Source organism: Pseudomonas sp. G3-39, assembly GCF_054790485.1.
Window position 1 is genome coordinate 4839421 of record NZ_CP186497.1, and the last position, 16964, is coordinate 4856384.

At 60.6% G+C, this 16964-nt stretch carries 13 protein-coding genes and 1 pseudogene; 7 read left to right on the forward strand and 7 right to left on the reverse strand.

From position 1 onward, the window contains the following. Positions 1-2: 2 nt before the first annotated feature. The 3 genes and pseudogenes from ACOYXG_RS21745 to ACOYXG_RS21755 all read right to left on the reverse strand — a co-directional run. Positions 3-284 (reverse strand): annotated as a pseudogene (locus ACOYXG_RS21745) (PAS domain-containing protein); the annotation flags it as partial. Between the two features lie 149 nt (positions 285-433). Then, on the reverse strand, positions 434-673 hold the full coding sequence (locus ACOYXG_RS21750) for a hypothetical protein (RefSeq protein WP_064589103.1): 240 nt from the start codon (positions 671-673) through the stop codon (positions 434-436). Positions 674-980: 307 nt separating this feature from the next. Further along, positions 981-1343, reverse strand: coding sequence for a DUF6124 family protein (locus ACOYXG_RS21755; protein WP_460353925.1), 363 nt, complete (start codon positions 1341-1343; stop codon positions 981-983). 971 nt (positions 1344-2314) lie between these two features. On the opposite strand from ACOYXG_RS21755, the gene ACOYXG_RS21760 reads away from it, so the two are divergent. The 7 genes from ACOYXG_RS21760 to ACOYXG_RS21790 all read left to right on the forward strand — a co-directional run bounded on the left by ACOYXG_RS21760 (position 2315) and on the right by ACOYXG_RS21790 (position 12356). Then, positions 2315-3475 carry an efflux RND transporter periplasmic adaptor subunit gene (locus tag ACOYXG_RS21760; protein WP_460353928.1) on the forward strand — a complete coding sequence of 387 codons (1161 nt, stop codon included), beginning with the start codon at positions 2315-2317 and terminating at the stop codon, positions 3473-3475. Further along, on the forward strand, positions 3472-6573 hold the full coding sequence (locus tag ACOYXG_RS21765; protein ID WP_027612174.1) for a multidrug efflux RND transporter permease subunit: 3102 nt from the start codon (positions 3472-3474) through the stop codon (positions 6571-6573). Before ACOYXG_RS21760 ends, ACOYXG_RS21765 begins: the two co-directional genes overlap by 4 nt. Positions 6574-6582: 9 nt before the next feature. Next, positions 6583-7260: a heavy metal response regulator transcription factor gene (locus tag ACOYXG_RS21770; protein ID WP_007916978.1), complete on the forward strand. Its 678-nt coding sequence runs from the start codon at positions 6583-6585 to the stop codon at positions 7258-7260. Continuing rightward, the gene (locus tag ACOYXG_RS21775) at positions 7250-8614 is read left to right on the forward strand and encodes a heavy metal sensor histidine kinase (RefSeq protein WP_460353932.1); all 1365 of its coding nucleotides are present in this window, start codon (positions 7250-7252) and stop codon (positions 8612-8614) included. Before ACOYXG_RS21770 ends, ACOYXG_RS21775 begins: the two co-directional genes overlap by 11 nt. Positions 8615-8901: 287 nt before the next feature. Next, positions 8902-9123 carry a hypothetical protein gene (locus ACOYXG_RS21780; protein WP_460353934.1) on the forward strand — a complete coding sequence of 74 codons (222 nt, stop codon included), beginning with the start codon at positions 8902-8904 and terminating at the stop codon, positions 9121-9123. A 197-nt stretch (positions 9124-9320) separates the two neighbouring features. Next, complete coding sequence (locus tag ACOYXG_RS21785; RefSeq protein WP_460353936.1) at positions 9321-10637, forward strand: OprD family porin; 1317 nt, start codon at positions 9321-9323, stop codon at positions 10635-10637. A gap of 210 nt (positions 10638-10847) precedes the next feature. Continuing rightward, positions 10848-12356: a sensor domain-containing diguanylate cyclase gene (locus tag ACOYXG_RS21790; RefSeq protein WP_460353938.1), complete on the forward strand. Its 1509-nt coding sequence runs from the start codon at positions 10848-10850 to the stop codon at positions 12354-12356. Positions 12357-12533: 177 nt separating this feature from the next. On the opposite strand, the gene lpxC is transcribed toward ACOYXG_RS21790, so the two are convergent. From lpxC to ACOYXG_RS21810, 4 genes are all read right to left on the reverse strand, one after another. Further along, the gene (gene lpxC / locus ACOYXG_RS21795; protein ID WP_007961638.1) at positions 12534-13445 is read right to left on the reverse strand and encodes a UDP-3-O-acyl-N-acetylglucosamine deacetylase; all 912 of its coding nucleotides are present in this window, start codon (positions 13443-13445) and stop codon (positions 12534-12536) included. Between the two features lie 112 nt (positions 13446-13557). After that, positions 13558-14754: a cell division protein FtsZ gene (gene ftsZ, locus ACOYXG_RS21800; RefSeq protein WP_007961637.1), complete on the reverse strand. Its 1197-nt coding sequence runs from the start codon at positions 14752-14754 to the stop codon at positions 13558-13560. Between the two features lie 68 nt (positions 14755-14822). Continuing rightward, on the reverse strand, positions 14823-16082 hold the full coding sequence (gene ftsA, locus ACOYXG_RS21805; RefSeq protein ID WP_007989901.1) for a cell division protein FtsA: 1260 nt from the start codon (positions 16080-16082) through the stop codon (positions 14823-14825). Between the two features lie 15 nt (positions 16083-16097). After that, positions 16098-16964 (reverse strand): cell division protein FtsQ/DivIB, encoded by an 867-nt coding sequence (locus ACOYXG_RS21810; RefSeq protein ID WP_007961636.1) that lies wholly within the window; start codon positions 16962-16964, stop codon positions 16098-16100.

Sequence of the window (16964 nt, forward strand, 5' to 3'; positions counted from 1 at the left end):
ACCCAATAATGATCGCCATTCTTGCAACGATTCTTCACCAGCCCCATCCACGAGCGCCCGCCCTTCAGCGTCTGCCACATATGCGCAAACGCCTGCGCCGGCATGTCCGGATGGCGCAACAGGTTGTGTGGCGTGCCGAGCAATTCGTCGCGGCTGTAGCCGCTGATCCTGATGAAATCGTCGTTGGCGTAAGTGATCGCGCTGGTCAGATCAGTGGTCGAAAGAATGTTCGCGTCCGGCGCCACATCGACGTTACGGCCGGTTACCGGGAGATTGATCTTCATGGAAAGCGCGCTCGTTTTATGGGAAGAGTCGGCAGGGCTGCTGACTCTAAGCGCACCAATTGGTCAAATATTGATCTGGCTCAGGATCTGAGCACTTAGCCATCACTGCGACCGAAAATCGCAGTCGATGGCTGAAGGCGGGATGAAACTCAGCGCTTGCCCATCGAGCGACGGGTGCCCGGCGGCGCCATGCCCGGGGTCTTGGTGTGGCCGTTCTTGGCGCCATTCTTGTACCACGGCTGATTCGAACCCTTGGCGGCCGCCAGTTCACCCGGTTTGAACGGGAACTTGAAAGCCGGAATCTCGGGTTTGCTCTCGCTGGCGTCAGCCAGTTCAGCCGGGACATCGCTCACAGCGTCGTCAACCGGCGGTTGGGTCGGGGAAGTCATAAAAGCTCCGCAAAGCAAAAAAGTCGGGCCCGAACAGTGAGCCGCGAAGGCGCGCAGTATACCTGCGCGCCTTGCGACAGCACCTGAAGATTTGCAGCGCACGCCGAACGGTTTAGAGGTAGGTGCAATGTTTCCCGAATCGGGAATGATCGGTCCCTTTTTGGGACCGGTTAACAACAATAGCCGGCAGAGGTGCGTCGCCCGCACAGACGTCTTCGCGAGCAGGCTCGCTCCCACAGGTGGACTGTCTTTTAACCTGTAGGAGTGGGCCTGCTCGCGATGAACGATGACGCGGTGCTCGGACGAATCAAGTGCGTGGATCAACCCGATCCAGCGCCCGGTTCACCGCCAGTTCGGCGAGCATGACGATCTGCTGGATCGCCAACGCCGTGCTGCGTTGCGGACCGCCGAGTTCATTGGCGAAATTGCTGGCCATAGCACTGGCAGAGGCCAACGATTCGTAAGCGTGGGCGAGCAGGGTTTCGGTGTCGATGCCTGGGTTGACCAGAAACATCGTGCTTGGCTGTCGCGGCTGGGCGGGTTGTGGACTGAGGTAGAAATCGAGCGCGCGTTTTATGGCTTCGCGGTTTTTGGCGAGGTCTTCAGCGCGGATGGCTTCGGCGAGCGGGGTTGTGGTTTCGGGGGGAGGGTCTGGGATCAGTTTATCCATGGTGTAGCTCCTACTTGTATTTGGGAGCCAGCCTTTGTCGTTTCCACACGACAAAAGGTGGCAACTGTGCGCGGGGTGGAAAACCGATAAGTAGGCAACCGGCCAGACCGAAGTCTGCCCACGCACAGCCGCCGCGACGCAGTTTGCAGACGAAAAAAGACGTCGGCAACGATTACGGTGCTGGTGCATTGTTTCTACTTGAATCGGGTTTCCACACCCGATCGCTGAATTTGCAGCGACAACCAAAGACTAGAGACCGCGCTTCCGACGGACAACCTGAAAACCTTGTGGGAAGGTTCTGGTTATTTGGCACAGAATTAAACAGCTCAACGTAATCGGCTGACTGGACAGACCTCTTCGCGAGCAAGCCCGCTCCCACAGTTGTACCGAGTACACCTGCCAGAGATTGGTCGGCTGTCAGGCCGCCATCGCTGGCAAGCCAGCTCCCACAAAAGAGCAAAAGCAAGATCAAAAGATCGCAGCCTGCGGCAGCTCCTACAGGGAAGATAAGTACAACCCGCACGCGGCGCATGCCGCCCCACTCCAGGATGAGCGCAAGCTCGGCTGTCGCTCTTGATCTTGATCTTGACCCACGGGCGACGTCGGAAGGCTGAGCGGAGGGATTGATCCGGGGTTGGGAGCGCAGCGACCGTTTGGCGCAGCCAAACACAGCGAGAGGAGGTGCAGCGAAGCAAACCGTAGGCGCTGCGCCCGGATCAATCCCGGAGCGAAGGAACCCCGAGCCCCAGCGAGCGGGCCGAACGCAGGAGCAAGCGTTTTTGGTTACTTTTGAGGCGTTTGTCAAAAGTGACTCGCCGTAAGGGCGAAACCGTAATCAGCCACACCCGCAGAAACGGATATACACCCCGGCGAAACTGACAGCGCTGACAGCTAGCCGTCACCCTACTGACCTGCAGACAGGTTTATAAAGACAACAACCCTGCCCAAACTCCGTCCGGCGCCCACCCCGCATGCGAATCCAAAAGAACAAAGCCCTGCTCGCCACCCTGTTGATCGTCCTCGCAGGCGCAGGTCTGTGGTACGTCCTGAAACCCGCCCCGACCAAACTGGCCACCCCAACCGCCATCCCGGTCCGCGTCGTCACCGTCAGCGAAAAAGACGTCCCCCGCTACACCACCGGCATCGGCTCCGTACTCTCATTACACAGCGTCGTAGTACGCCCACAAATAGACGGCATCCTCACCAAAATCCTCGTCAAGGAAGGCCAACTCGTCAAAGCCGGCGACCTGCTCGCCACCATCGACGACCGCTCGATCCGCGCCAGCCTCGACCAGGCCCGCGCGCAACTGGGCGAAAGCCAGGCGCAATTGCAGGTTGCCCTGGTCAACCTCAAACGCTACAAACTGCTCACCGTCGACGACGGAATCTCGAAACAGACCTACGACCAGCAACAAGCACTGGTCAACCAACTCAAAGCCACCGCCCAAGGCAACCAGGCCTCGATCGACGCGGCGCAGGTACAACTTTCTTACACGCAGATCCGCTCCCCGGTCACCGGCCGCGTCGGTATTCGTACAGTCGATGAAGGCAACTTCCTGCGCATGACCGACACCGCCGGCCTGTTCACCGTGACCCAGATCGACCCGATCGCCGTGGAATTCTCGCTGCCACAGCAAATGCTGCCGACCCTGCAGGGCCTGATCAACGATCCGCAGCACGCACAGGTCAAGGCTTACATCGGCGCCGACACCGACGGTGAAACCGGCAACCTGCTCGGCGAAGGTCACCTGACCCTGATCGACAACCAGATCAACGCCAACACCGGCACCATCCGCGCCAAGGCCGAATTCGACAATGCCAGCCAAAAGCTCTGGCCGGGCCTGCTGGTGACGGTAAAAATTCAGACGGCACTGGATAAGAATGCGCTGGTGGTGCCGCCTACCGTCGTACAGCGCGGTCTCGACCAACACTTCGTTTACCGCGTGAATGGCGACAAAGTCGAAGCCGTACAAGTGCAGATGGTCTATCAGGGCAGCGGGCAGGACATCATCAAAGGCGTGAAAACCGGTGACGTGCTGGTGACCGACGGCCAGTCGCGGCTCAAACCCGGCTCGACCGTGCAGGTCATGAGTGAACCGCCACAGGTGGTGCAAGCGGAGCCGAAACCATGAAGGCGCACAAAGGCGTCTCCACCTGGTGCATCGATCACCCGGTCGCGACGATTCTGTTGACCATCGCTTTGGTGCTGGTCGGCGTGATTGCCTTCCCGCGCCTGCCGATTGCGCCACTGCCGGAAGCGGAATTTCCGACAATTCAGGTCTCGGCGCAGTTGCCCGGCGCCAGCCCCGACACCATGGCTTCGTCCGTGGCCACGCCGTTGGAGGTGCAATTCAGCGCCATCCCCGGCATGACGCAGATGACCTCCAGCAGTGCGCTCGGCTCCAGTCTGCTGACCCTTCAATTCACCTTAGACAAGAGCATCGACACCGCCGCTCAGGAAGTACAAGCGGCGATCAACACCGCCGCCGGCAAACTGCCCAAGGACATGCCGACGCTGCCAACGTGGAAGAAGGTCAACCCGGCCGACAGCCCGGTGCTGATCCTCAGCGTCAGCTCGACGCAAATGCCCGGCACCGAACTCAGCGACCTAGTGGAAACCCTGCTCTCGCGTCAGATCAGTCAGATCGACGGCGTAGGCCAGATCAACATCACCGGTCAGCAACGTCCGGCGATCCGCGTGCAAGCCTCGGCCGACAAACTGGCGGCGATCGGCCTGACCCTGGCCGACATTCGTCTGGCGATCCAGCAGACCAGCCTCAACCTCGCCAAAGGTGCGTTGTACGGCGAATCGAGCATCTCGACGCTGTCGACCAACGACCAGTTGTTCAAACCCGAGGACTACAGCCAACTCATCGTTTCCTACAAGGACGGCGCCCCGGTTCACCTGCGGGATGTCGCCAAAGTCGTCAACGGTTCGGAAGATGCCTACGTGCAAGCCTGGGCCGGTGATCAACCCGGGGTGAACCTGGTGATCTCGCGCCAGCCCGGCGCGAACATCGTCGAAACCGTCGACCGCATTCAAGCCGCCCTGCCCGGCCTCGAAGCCATGCTCCCGGCCTCGGTGCAGGTAAAAACCCTGATCGACCGCACCCAGACCATTCGCGCCTCGCTGCATGAAGTCGAGATCACCCTGTTGATCGCGATCCTGCTGGTGGTGGCGGTGATGGCGCTGTTCCTGCGGCAGTTGTCGGCGACGATGATTGTGTCGGCGGTGCTCGGTGTATCGCTGACCGCCAGTTTCGCCCTGATGTACCTGCTGGGATTCAGCCTGAACAACCTGACGCTGGTGGCGATCGTCGTCGCGGTCGGGTTTGTCGTGGACGATGCGATTGTGGTGGTGGAGAACATCCACCGGCATCTGGAGGCCGGCGACAGCATGCGCGAGGCGGCGATCAAAGGTGCCGGCGAGATCGGCTTCACCGTGGTTTCGATCAGTTTCTCACTGGTGGCGGCGTTCATTCCGCTGCTGTTCATGGGCGGCGTGGTCGGGCGGCTGTTCAAGGAATTCGCCCTGACGGCGACCTCGACCATTTTGATTTCGGTAGTGGTGTCGCTGACCCTTGCGCCGACGCTGGCAGCGCTGTTCATGCGCAAACCGGTGCATCACGCCCACGACAAACCGGGCTTCAGTGAACGCTTGCTCGGCTGGTACGAAAAAGGTCTGCGCCGCGCCCTCGCCCACCAGAAACTGATGATCGGCGTGTTCGGCCTGTCGCTGGCACTGGCGATTGCCGGTTACATCTTTATCCCCAAGGGTTTCTTCCCGGTGCAGGACACCGGGTTTGTCCTCGGCACCACCGAAGCCGCTGCGGATATTTCCTACGGCGACATGGTGAAAAAACACTTGGCCATGGCCGAAATCGTCGCCGCCGATCCGGCCGTTCAGGCGTTCTCGCACTCGGTCGGTGTGTCCGGCAGCAACCAGACCATCGCCAACGGCCGCTTCTGGATTGCCCTGAAAAAACGCGGCGACCGCGACGTCTCGGCCAGCCAGTTCATCGACCGCATTCGTCCGCAACTGATGAAAGTCCCGGGCATCGTCCTGTATCTGCGCGCCGGCCAGGACATCAACCTCAGCTCCGGCCCGAGCCGCGCGCAGTACCAATACGTGCTCAAGAGCAATGACGGCGCGACCCTCGCCACCTGGACCCAGCGTCTGACGGAAAAACTGCGCAGCAACCCGGCGTTCCGCGACATTTCCAACGACCTGCAACTGGGCGGCAGCATCACTCACATCAGCATCGACCGCAGCGCCGCCGCGCGTTTCGGCCTGACCGCGAGTGATGTCGACGAGGCGCTGTACGACGCCTTTGGTCAGCGTCAGATCAACGAGTTCCAGACCCAGGTCAACCAGTACAACGTGATTCTCGAGCTGGACACCAAGCAACGCGGCAAAGCCGAAAGCCTCAACTATTTCTATCTGCGCTCGCCGCTGAGTGGCGAGATGGTGCCGCTGTCGGCGCTGGCCAAATTCGATGCGCCGACCATCGGCCCGCTGTCGATTGCCCATGACGGCATGTTCCCCGCCGCCAACCTGTCGTTCAACCTGGCGCCCGGCGTGGCGTTGGGCGACGCCGTGATCCTGCTCAATCAGGCCAAGGCCGAGATCGGCATGCCGACCGCGATCAGCGGCAATTTCCAGGGCGCGGCGCAGGCGTTCCAGAGTTCGCTGGCCAGTCAGCCGTGGCTGATTCTCGCGGCGCTGGTGGCGGTGTACATCATTCTCGGCGTGCTCTATGAGAGCTTCGTGCATCCGCTGACAATCATCTCGACGCTGCCGGCGGCCGGTCTCGGGGCGGTGATCATGCTGTGGATCTGCGGACAGGACTTTTCGATCATGGCGTTGATCGGGCTGGTGCTGCTGATCGGTATCGTCAAAAAGAACGGCATTCTGATGATCGACTTCGCCCTGGAAGCCCAGCGCAATCGCGGACTGGCGCCGCAGGATGCGATTTTCGAAGCGTGCCTGACGCGGTTCCGGCCGATCATCATGACCACCCTCGCCGCGCTGCTCGGCGCGCTGCCACTGATGCTCGGTTACGGCACCGGCGCGGAACTGCGCCAGCCGCTGGGGATCGCGGTGGTGGGCGGCTTGCTGGTCAGCCAGATGCTGACGCTGTTTACTACGCCGGTCATATACTTGTGGCTTGAGCGGCTTTTCCACAGGCCCAAACCAATGCCCACGACGGCACTGGCGACCACAGACTGAGGCAGGGTCATGCGCGTTCTGATTATCGAAGACGAGGAAAAAACCGCGGACTATCTGCACCGCGGTCTGACGGAACAGGGTTACACCGTGGATCTGGCCCGCGACGGCGTCGAAGGCCTGCACCTGGCGCTGGAAAGCGACTACGCGGTAATCGTCCTCGACGTCATGCTGCCGGGCCTGGATGGCTTCGGCGTGCTGCGCGCATTGCGTGCACGCAAGCAGACCCCGGTGATCATGCTCACCGCCCGCGAGCGCGTCGAAGACCGCATCAAGGGCCTGCGTGACGGCGCCGACGATTACCTCGGCAAACCGTTTTCCTTTCTGGAACTGGTGGCCCGCCTGCAGGCGCTGACCCGGCGCAGCGGTGGCCATGAACCGGTGCAAGTGAGCATCGCCGACCTGTGGATCGATCTGATCAGCCGCAAGGCCACCCGCGCCGGCACCCGGCTGGATCTGACCGCGAAAGAGTTCTCGCTGCTCAGTGTTCTGGCGCGCCGGCAAGGTGAAATCCTCTCGAAAACCGCGATTGCCGAGATGGTCTGGGACATCAATTTCGACAGCGACGCGAATGTCGTCGAAGTCGCAATCAAGCGTCTGCGCGCCAAGCTCGACGGGCCGTTCGACGAGAAATTGCTGCACACCATTCGTGGCATGGGTTATGTGCTGGAGAGCCGTGGTGTCCAGTAATTCCATCGCCCTGCGTTTGAGCGGGATGTTTACGCTGGTGGCGCTGCTGGTGTTTCTGTTGATCGGCGGCGCGCTGTATCAGCAGGTCGACAAAGGCTTGGGTCTGCTGCCGGAAGCCGAGCTGGATGCGCGTTACAGCGTACTGGAGTCGGCGCTCAATCGTTATGGCACGCCTGAGCATTGGGTGAAGATCAACGCCAAGCTCAAGCTGCTCGGCGAGGAAGACAAGCGCATTCGTTTCTGGGTGGTCAGCGGTGATCCCGGTTACGAGTACGGCGAGCCGGACACGCGGATCCGCGCCTTCGCCAAAGGCCCAACCGGCATGCATGACCTGCAGTTGCCCGACCATCCCTATCCGCTGAAAGTGCTGCTGACCGAGTTACCCGCCAAGGACCAACGCCCGCCGCTGCGCTTCATGATCGGCATCGATACCGAGACTTTCCACGAGACTCAGCACAGCCTGCTGATCGCCTTGGTCAGCCTGGCCATTGTCGGCGTGCTGCTGGCCTCGGCGCTGGGTTACTGGGTGGCGCGGATCGGTCTCAAGCCGCTGATCAAACTGTCTCACGAAGCCCAGCGCCTGGCACCGCCACTACGGGCCGGACGCCTGCGCATGTCACCGTTGCCACCGGAGCTGGAGCAGTTTGTCGACTCGTTCAACTCAACCCTGGAGCGGGTCGAACAGGCCTATTCGCGCCTGGAATCGTTCAACGCCGACGTCGCCCACGAACTGCGCTCGCCACTGACCAACCTGATCGGCCAGACCCAGGTTGCACTGACCCGCGGGCGCTCCGCCGAGCATTACTTCGAAGTGCTGCAATCGAACCTCGAAGAGCTGGAACGCCTGCGTTCGATCATCAACGACATGCTGTTTCTGGCCAGCGCCGACCAGGGCAGCAAGGCCACCAAACTGACCGAGACTTCTTTGGCCGATGAAGTCGCGACCACGCTGGAGTACCTGGATTTCATCCTCGAAGATGCGCAAGTGCAGGTGCACGTGAGTGGCGATGCGCAGGTGAGCATCGAGATCGCGCATCTGCGTCGGGCACTGATCAATTTGCTGAGCAACGCCGTGCAGCACACCGAGCCGGGCCAGGTGATCGAGGTGCGCATCGAAGTTGAAGAGCATCAGGTCAGCATCGGCGTGGCCAATCCGGGCTCGCCGATTGCCAGCGAGCACTTGCCGCGTCTGTTCGAACGCTTCTACCGGGTCGATGCCTCGCGCAGCAACAGCGGCAACAACCATGGGCTGGGGCTGGCGATCGTCAAGGCGATTGCGCTGATGCACGGTGGCGATGTGTTTGTGCGCAGTGATCGGGGGATGAATACCTTCGGCATCCACCTCCCGGTCTAACTGAAAAGCAAAATCCCTGTGGCGAGGGAGCTTGCTCCCGCTCGGCTGCGCAGCAGTCGTAAATCCTGCACACGCAGTTTGTCTGAATGAACGTGATTGCCGGGTTTAGGGCCGCTTCGCAGCCCAGCGGGAGCAAGCTCCCTCGCCACAAGGAATGGCGTTCACCCGTGGTTGATCTTTGCTTCTGCTGTAACAGTCATTTATGAAAATCACGCTGTTTCTCGGCGCCCGGCAACCTTATCTTTGCCCGCACCAAACAGCACTTGCCAAGCAAGAAGGTTTTCAAGATGTCCAACAGTATGGGTATTGCCAGCGCTTTCGTTTTGTCCTCATTGATCCTGTCGCCGATGGCGATGGCTGAAGAATCGCAAGCGTTCGTAGCGCAGAATGCCGCTCGCGCTCACGCCTTCGAACAGTATCAGGCAGAAGTGATGGCCAAGTCGCAGGACGCCTCGCAAGCCCCTCAAGCCGCCACTTCCCACGCTCAAGCGGCCGAGAAAGACAGCTGAGTCGCGCACCGCGAAACATTTCCCTCGACGCGGTTGTTTGGCTCTTCCCGTTCAACCGTCGTCCTTCCAGGCCGCTGCCTTTCAGCGGCCTTTTTTCGTTGTGGTCTGAAAGCCGTTTGGTTCGTCTGTAAAAAACAAGAAACATCCCGCACCTCAAGACATTGAAGTGTCAGTTGACCCAAGGAGCTCCGTCGCAAGTGCGTTACCCAGACAGTTTCACCCCGCTGTTCATTGCAATTGCCGCAACGATTGCCCCCGCCGCTCACGCCGACGAAGCCGCCAAACAAGGCTTCATCGAAGGCTCGAGCCTCAACCTCAACGCCCGCAACTACTACATGAATCGCAACCGTCTGCAGCAGACGGACGACAACATCGAGTGGGGCCAGGGTTTTCTCGGGATTTTCCAGTCGGGTTACACCGAAGGCACGGTCGGCTTCGGCATCGATGCCCACGCCATGCTCGGGCTGAAGCTCGACGGCGGTGGCGGTACCGATGGTTCGAGCATCCTGCCGATCAGCGATGGCAACGGCAAAGCGCCGGGCTCGTTCTCGACTGCGGGCGGCACGTTGAAGATGCGCGCGTTCGATACCGAGCTGAAGGCCGGTGACCTGTTCCTCACCAACCCGGTGATTGCCGGCGGTGATTCGCGCATGCTGCCGCAGACCTTTCGTGGCGTGAGCCTGACCAACCACAGCTTCGACGGCTGGATGTTCGAAGGTGGCCAGGCCAGTTTTACCAAGCCGTACAATCAGAGCGGTCGCCAGCGCATCGGCACGTCCTACGGCAAACTCGCCGAGGGCGACGAAAGCCGTCACCTGAACTGGGCCGGCGTGTCCTGGAGCGGCGTCGAAGGGCTGACCAGCAATCTGTACGCCGCCGAGCTGAAGGACATCTGGAACCAGTACTACTACGACCTGGATTACACCTGGCAGTTGAACGATCTGGTCAGCCTCAACCCGGGCCTGCACTTCTATCACACGCAGGACACCGGCGACGCGCTGCTGGGTAACATCGACAACAACACCTACAGCCTGCATTTCACCGTCGGCATCGGCAACCACAGCGTCACCGCTGCGTACCAGCGCGTGAACGGCAACACGCCGTTCGACTACATCAGCCAGGGCGACAGCGTTTACCTCGACAACTCGCAACAGTACTCGGACTTCAACGGCCCGAACGAACGCTCGTGGAAGCTCAAGTACGCCTACGACTTCGCCGGTCTCGGTGTGCCGGGCCTGACTTCGGCGGTTTCCTATTCGCGCGGCACCGTGGACTTGACCAAGGTCGATCCGGGCAGCAAAGGCTATGCCTCGTGGTACAGCGCTGACGGTCGCAACGCCAAGCACTGGGAACGCGACCTCGATCTGAAATACGTGGTGCAGAGCGGTCAGGCGAAAGACCTCGCGGTACGCCTGCAATGGGCGACCAACCGGGGTGGCAACGGTTACGGCGCGATTGATACGGATACCGATGAATACCGGGTGATTGTCGACTACCCGATCAACGTCTTCTAAGATCCCCCCTGCACCACGGTCTTGAATTTAGAGATGTACCCTGTGGGAGCGGGCTTGCTCGCGAAAGCGGTCTACCATTCGACATCCAGGTTGAATGACACAGCGCTTTCGCGAGCAGGCTCGCTCCCACATTGGGAATGGTTTCTGGCTTCAGCAGCAGTGTTTGTGCAACTACTCTTATAAGTCTTACCCCAACCGACAGCCCCCATCATGATCGCGAGCCGTACCCCACCTCTGGCGGGCAAGACCGGACGCCCCGAATTGCTGCTGATCTGCGGCAGTTCGCTGACCGTGATCGCGATTCTGTGCATCGTCACTTTTCTGCTGATTCGTGAGCACGCCAACGCTCAGGAATCGGCCACCCGCAGCGCCACCACCATCGCCCAGTTGATCGACGCCGACGTCCTGCGCACGGTCGAGCTGTACGACCTGACCTTGCAAGGCCTGATCGCCGCCGCTCAACGCGACGACCTGCGCGACGTCACCCCGCAGATCCGCCATCTGGCACTGTTCGACCGCTCGACCACCGCGCGCTTCAAGGGCGACATCCTGCTGCTCGACAAGCACGGCGATGTGGTCGCCGACTCATCACGCATCGAACCCAAACCGGGTAACTTCGCCGACCGCGATTACTTTCTCGCCCATGCCTTCAACCGTGACACTGGCATGTTCATCAGCCGCCCATTCAAGACCCGCTGCGATTGCGACGAAGCCAATCAGTGGCGCATCAGCTTCAGTCGGCGGATTTCTTCGGACACTGGAGAATTCGCCGGCGTGGCGGTGGCGTCGATGAAACTCGACTACTTCGATCAACTGTTCAACAGCCTCGACATCGGCAAGGACAGCACGCTGAACATCATCAACAGCGACGGCGTGCTGCTGGCGCAGAAGCCTTATCTGCAAAGCGACTCCATCGGCAAGAGTTTCGGCAACCGGCCCAACGTGGTGCGGATTCTCGGCGACAAGGATGGCAGTGGCAGTTTCACCAGCACCTCAAGCATGGATCATCAGCAACGGCTCTACACTTACTCGCGGGTCGGCAATCTGCCGTTGACCGTTATGGTCGCGCTGTCCAGTGATGAGGTGTTTGGCACCTGGCGCCGCACCGCACTGTTGATCAGCGGCGCCACCGGCGTGCTGTGCGCCGGGCTGCTGTGGCTGACCTGGCTGCTTGCCCGTGAGCTGCGCCTGCGCCAGCGCGCCGAACGTGAACTGGCGCAAATGGCCGCCACCGATGCGCTGACCGGCGTGGCCAACCGGCGGATGCTCGATCAGGCGCTGCGCCACGAATGGTTCCGCGCCCAGCGTTCGGGCAAGCCGCTGTCGGTGATGATGATCGATGCCGACCACTTCAAGGCCTTCAACGACCGGCATGGGCACCAGGCCGGTGATCAGGCGCTGCGTGAATTGGCCAAGGTGATCACGGCGAACGTACGACGACCAGGGGATCTGGTCGCCCGTTACGGCGGCGAAGAGTTCTCGGTGATCCTCGCTGAAACCGACAGCAGCGGCGCACGGCAGATTGCCGAGCATATCCGCCAGGCGGTCGAGCAGATGCCGTTGGTCGACGGGGCCGAACGGCCGATGACGGTGAGTATTGGCATCGCGACGTGGACGGCGGCGAGCGAGATGACGCTGGAGCAGTTGTTGTTTGCAGCGGACAAGGCGCTGTATCAGGCCAAGGAAGGTGGGCGTAACCGGATAGTAGTGGCTGGCTGATTTTTGCGGCGATTGAACTGGCCTCTTCGCGAGCAAGCCCGCTCCCACAGGGGAATGCATTCCAAAATGTGGGAGCGAGCTTGCTCGCGAAGAGGCCAGCCCAGGCAACACAAAAATTGCAGGCATAAAAAAAGGCCATCCGAGGATGGCCTTCAAAAAACTAGAGAGGTTTTTTACTTACACTGCCGCAACCGGGCGCATGTAAGAGATTGGTGCGGTGCTGGCGTCTTCGAACGTCACGACTTCCCACGCATCTGTCTGCTCAATCAACTTGCGCAGCAGCTGGTTGTTCAGTGCATGACCGGACTTGAAGCCTTTGAACTCACCAATCAGGCTGTTACCCAGCAGGTACAGGTCACCAATCGCATCGAGGATCTTGTGCTTCACGAATTCGTCTTCGTAGCGAAGGCCGTCTTCGTTCAGTACACCATCGGAATCAACCACGATCGCGTTTTCAACGCTGCCGCCGAGTGCGAGGTTGTGCTTGCGCAGGTACTCGATGTCACTCATGAAACCGAAAGTACGGGCGCGGCTGACTTCTTTTACGAACGAAGTGCTGGAAAAATCCACGCTTGCACTTTGGGTGCGGTCCCGGAAAACCGGGTGATCGAAATCGATCTCGAAGCTCACCTTGAACCCTTCGAAAGGGACGAAAGTGGCGCGCTTGTCGCCGTCTTCCACTGTCACTTCACGCAGGATGCGGATGAATTTCTTGGCGGCGTCCTGCTCTTCCAGGCCAGCCGATTGAATCAGGAATACGAACGGTCCAGCGCTGCCATCCATGATCGGGACTTCGGACGCGGAGAGCTCGACGTAGGCGTTATCGATGCCCAGGCCAGCCATGGCCGAGAGCAAGTGCTCTACCGTGTCCACTTTGACGTCGCCGTTGATCAGCGTCGTCGACATAGTGGTTTCACCGACGTTTTCCGCGCGGGCAGGAATCTGCACCACAGGGTCGAGGTCAGCGCGACAAAACACAATGCCAGTGTCGACAGGCGCAGGCTTGAGGGTCAGGTAGACCTTCTCCCCGGAGTGCAGGCCTACACCTGTGGCACGGATAATATTTTTCAGTGTGCGTTGTTTAATCATGGCTTGGGCCGCTTCAGCGCAAATTGCGAACTGGTATCAACAAAGGCTGGCGATAATAGCAGACCGAGCCTTTGCTGAACACCAATCACCGTCATAGCCCTGATACATTCCATCAATCGGCCTGACGACGCAGGAATGCCGGGATGTCCAGGTAATCCAGATCGTCCTGCGGGTTCATCTTCGCGGCAGTCGCAGCACCGGCCTGAGCCTGGTTGCGCATGACGGTCGGACGGTCCAGGTCACGGTAGTTCACCGCCGGAGCTTCCTGACGCGCAGGAGCCGGTTGTTGAACCTGAGCGGCAGCCATGGAGGTGTGAACGGTATTGTCGATGACCTTCACAGGCTTCTCGATTTTCGCGCCCAGACCGGTGGCAACCACGGTGACGTGCAGTTCGTCGCGCATGTCCGGATCGATAACGGTACCGACCTTGACCATTGCGTGCTCGGAAGCGAAGGCTTCGATGATGCTACCCACGTCGGAGTACTCACCCAGGGACAGGTCGGGACCTGCGGTGATGTTCACCAGGATGCCGCGTGCGCCTTGCAGGTTCACGTCTTCCAGCAGCGGGTTGCGGATGGCCGCTTCGGTCGCTTCACGTGCACGGTTCGGACCGCTGGCGCAGCCAGTGCCCATCATCGCCATGCCCATTTCGCTCATCACGGTACGCACGTCGGCGAAGTCGACGTTGATCATGCCCGGACGCTTGATGATGTCGGAGATACCGCGAACGGCACCGGCCAGTACGTCGTCAGCCTTGGCGAAAGCCGACAAGAGGCTTGCGTCTTTACCGAGGATGGTCAGCAGCTTCTCGTTAGGGATGGTGATCAACGAGTCGACGCTTTCGGAGAGCATGCGGATGCCTTCGTCGGCGATCTGCATACGCTTGCGGCCTTCGAACGGGAACGGACGGGTCACGACCGCAACGGTCAGGATGCCCATTTCCTTGGCCACTTCGGCGATGATCGGTGCAGCACCGGTACCGGTACCGCCGCCCATGCCAGTGGTGATGAACACCATGTTGGTGCCCTGCAGGACTTCGGCAATGCGCTCACGGTCTTCGAGAGCGGCCTGACGACCTACTTCAGGGTTGGCGCCAGCGCCCAGACCTTTGGTCACGCCGGTACCCAGTTGCAGGATGGTGCGCGCGCCGATGTTTTTCAGCGCTTGAGCATCAGTGTTGGCGCAGATGAATTCGACGCCTTCGATGTTGCTCTTGACCATGTGGTTGACAGCGTTGCCGCCGCCACCGCCAACACCGATAACTTTGATTACCGGGCTTGCGGGGATGTTGTCTACGAGTTCGAACATTTTCCCTCTCCTTACATTCTCTAGTTTTTTCGCCTACTGCATTTTTGTAACGGTGTTGCGGTAAAGCTTTAGAAGTTGCCTTGAACCCACTTCTTCAATCGGTCCAGCAACGGCGCCTGTGGCTCCTCGTTGCTGTAGCTGTCGCGGCTGCCGATGCCCGAGAACGAGATCCCGTCGGACTGCTTCTGCAGGCCGTACATCAACAAGCCCACGCCAGTGGAATAAATCGGGTTGCGCACCACGTCATCCAGGCCCTTCACGCCATGCGGCACGCCCAGGCGCACCGGCATGTGGAAGATTTCTTCGGCCAGTTCGGTGGCACCTTCCATCTTCGACGTACCGCCGGTCAGGACGATGCCCGCCGGGATCAGGTCTTCGTAGCCGCTGCGACGCAGTTCGGCCTGGATCAGGGTGAACAGTTCGTCGTAACGCGGCTCGACCACTTCGGCCAGGGCCTGACGCGACAGTTCGCGCGGTGGACGGTCGCCAACGCTCGGCACCTTGATGGTTTCGCCGGCACCGGCCAGTTTGGCCAGGGCGCAGGCGTAGCGGATCTTGATCTCTTCGGCGTACTGGGTCGGGGTGCGCAACGCCATGGCGATGTCGTTGGTCACCTGATCACCGGCAATCGGGATCACCGCGGTGTGGCGGATCGCGCCTTCGGTGAAGATCGCGATGTCGGTGGTGCCGCCGCCGATGTCGACCAGGCACACGCCCAGCTCTTTTTCGTCGTCAGTCAGTACCGAGTAGGCCGAGGCCAGTTGCTCGAGAATGATGTCGTCGATTTCCAGACCGCAGCGACGCACGCACTTTTCAATGTTCTGGGCGGCGTTGACGGCGCAGGTGACCACGTGAACCTTGGCTTCCAGACGAACGCCGGACATGCCCAGAGGCTCGCGCACGCCTTCCTGGTTATCGATCACGTAATCCTGCGGCAGGGTGTGCAGCACGCGCTGGTCAGCCGGGATCGCCACAGCCTGGGCGGCGTCGAGTACGCGCTCCAGGTCAGCCGAACTCACTTCGCGATCACGAATCGCCACGATGCCGTGGGAGTTCAGGCTGCGGATGTGATTGCCGGCCACGCCGACGAACGCCGAGTGAATGCGGCAGCCCGCCATCAGTTGGGCTTCTTCGATCGCGCGCTGGATCGATTGCACGGTGGACTCGATGTTCACCACCACGCCCTTCTTCAGGCCGCGGGACGGGTGAGTACCGATACCGACGATTTCCAGCGTGCCGTCGTCCGCGACCTCGCCTACCAGCGCCACCACCTTGGAGGTGCCGATATCCAGACCGACGATCATTTTGCCGCTTTGCACGTTTGCCATGGGTCCTGCCTCTTCTTAATTCTTTGCGACAGCGGGTTGGGCTGTCGTCGGCGCTACTGGTTCCCGCCAGCCAACAGCGAGGCCGTTGGCGTAGCGCAGATCGATGCGCGCAATGTTCGTAATCTGGTCTTTAAGCGTCTTGTCATAGATGGCAATGAAGCGGCGCATCTTTTCCACCAGGTTGCCGCGTCCCAGCAGCAACTCGATGCCGGGGCCGGAGCTGCCGGCACCGGTGGTCAGGAACCAGCTGCCACGTTCACGCAGTTCCAGGCGCGCGATCGAGAAGCCCAGCGGCCGGAGCATCTGGCTCAGCACCTGATACTGCTGCATCACTTGCTGCTGGGCCCGTTGTGGGCCGAACAGCTGTGGCAGGTGTTCGTAGTTCGCCAACTCCTTTGGCGTGAAGGCCTGACCCTGGTTGTTGAGCAGCGACTCGTCGCCCCAACGGGCCACCGGCAGTTGCTCTTCGAGGCGGATCACCACCTGGTCCGGCCACACCCGGCGTACTTCGGCGTGGGCGATCCATGGCATCTGCTCAAGCTCGGTACGCATGCTGGCCAGATCAATGGTGAAGAAGCTCGACGCCACGTACGGGGCGATTCGCTGCTGCACCGCTTGCTGACTGATGTAGCTCAGGTCGCCCTGCACGGCGATCTTGGTGATCGGCCGGTCGGCGTACGGCAGCAAACGCTGCGCGCCTTCGTAGGTACCGAACCCGAGCGCCACCAGCAGCACCGGCCAGAACAGGCTTTTCAGAAAGCCGAAATTGGCTTTCGGCAGGCGCGCGGACATCGGCTCTTTGGCCACCATTCGGCTGGCACCCCGCGGCACCGGCTTGCGGCCGGGCGCGGGTGGCTGATGTCTGAGATGAGCGCCTTGCAT

What these genes read in the sequence shown, in the direction of transcription:
- lpxC (WP_007961638.1), bottom strand. Translation starts at nt 13,445, where the DNA reads ATGATTAAACAACGCACACTGAAAAATATTATCCGTGCCACAGGTGTA.
- ACOYXG_RS21810 (WP_007961636.1), bottom strand. Translation starts at nt 16,964, where the DNA reads ATGCAAGGCGCTCATCTCAGACATCAGCCACCCGCGCCCGGCCGCAAG.
- ACOYXG_RS21765 (WP_027612174.1), top strand. Translation starts at nt 3,472, where the DNA reads ATGAAGGCGCACAAAGGCGTCTCCACCTGGTGCATCGATCACCCGGTC.
- ACOYXG_RS21750 (WP_064589103.1), bottom strand. Translation starts at nt 673, where the DNA reads ATGACTTCCCCGACCCAACCGCCGGTTGACGACGCTGTGAGCGATGTC.
- ACOYXG_RS21760 (WP_460353928.1), top strand. Translation starts at nt 2,315, where the DNA reads ATGCGAATCCAAAAGAACAAAGCCCTGCTCGCCACCCTGTTGATCGTC.
- ftsA (WP_007989901.1), bottom strand. Translation starts at nt 16,082, where the DNA reads ATGGCAAACGTGCAAAGCGGCAAAATGATCGTCGGTCTGGATATCGGC.
- ACOYXG_RS21770 (WP_007916978.1), top strand. Translation starts at nt 6,583, where the DNA reads ATGCGCGTTCTGATTATCGAAGACGAGGAAAAAACCGCGGACTATCTG.
- ACOYXG_RS21780 (WP_460353934.1), top strand. Translation starts at nt 8,902, where the DNA reads ATGTCCAACAGTATGGGTATTGCCAGCGCTTTCGTTTTGTCCTCATTG.
- ftsZ (WP_007961637.1), bottom strand. Translation starts at nt 14,754, where the DNA reads ATGTTCGAACTCGTAGACAACATCCCCGCAAGCCCGGTAATCAAAGTT.
- ACOYXG_RS21755 (WP_460353925.1), bottom strand. Translation starts at nt 1,343, where the DNA reads ATGGATAAACTGATCCCAGACCCTCCCCCCGAAACCACAACCCCGCTC.
- ACOYXG_RS21790 (WP_460353938.1), top strand. Translation starts at nt 10,848, where the DNA reads ATGATCGCGAGCCGTACCCCACCTCTGGCGGGCAAGACCGGACGCCCC.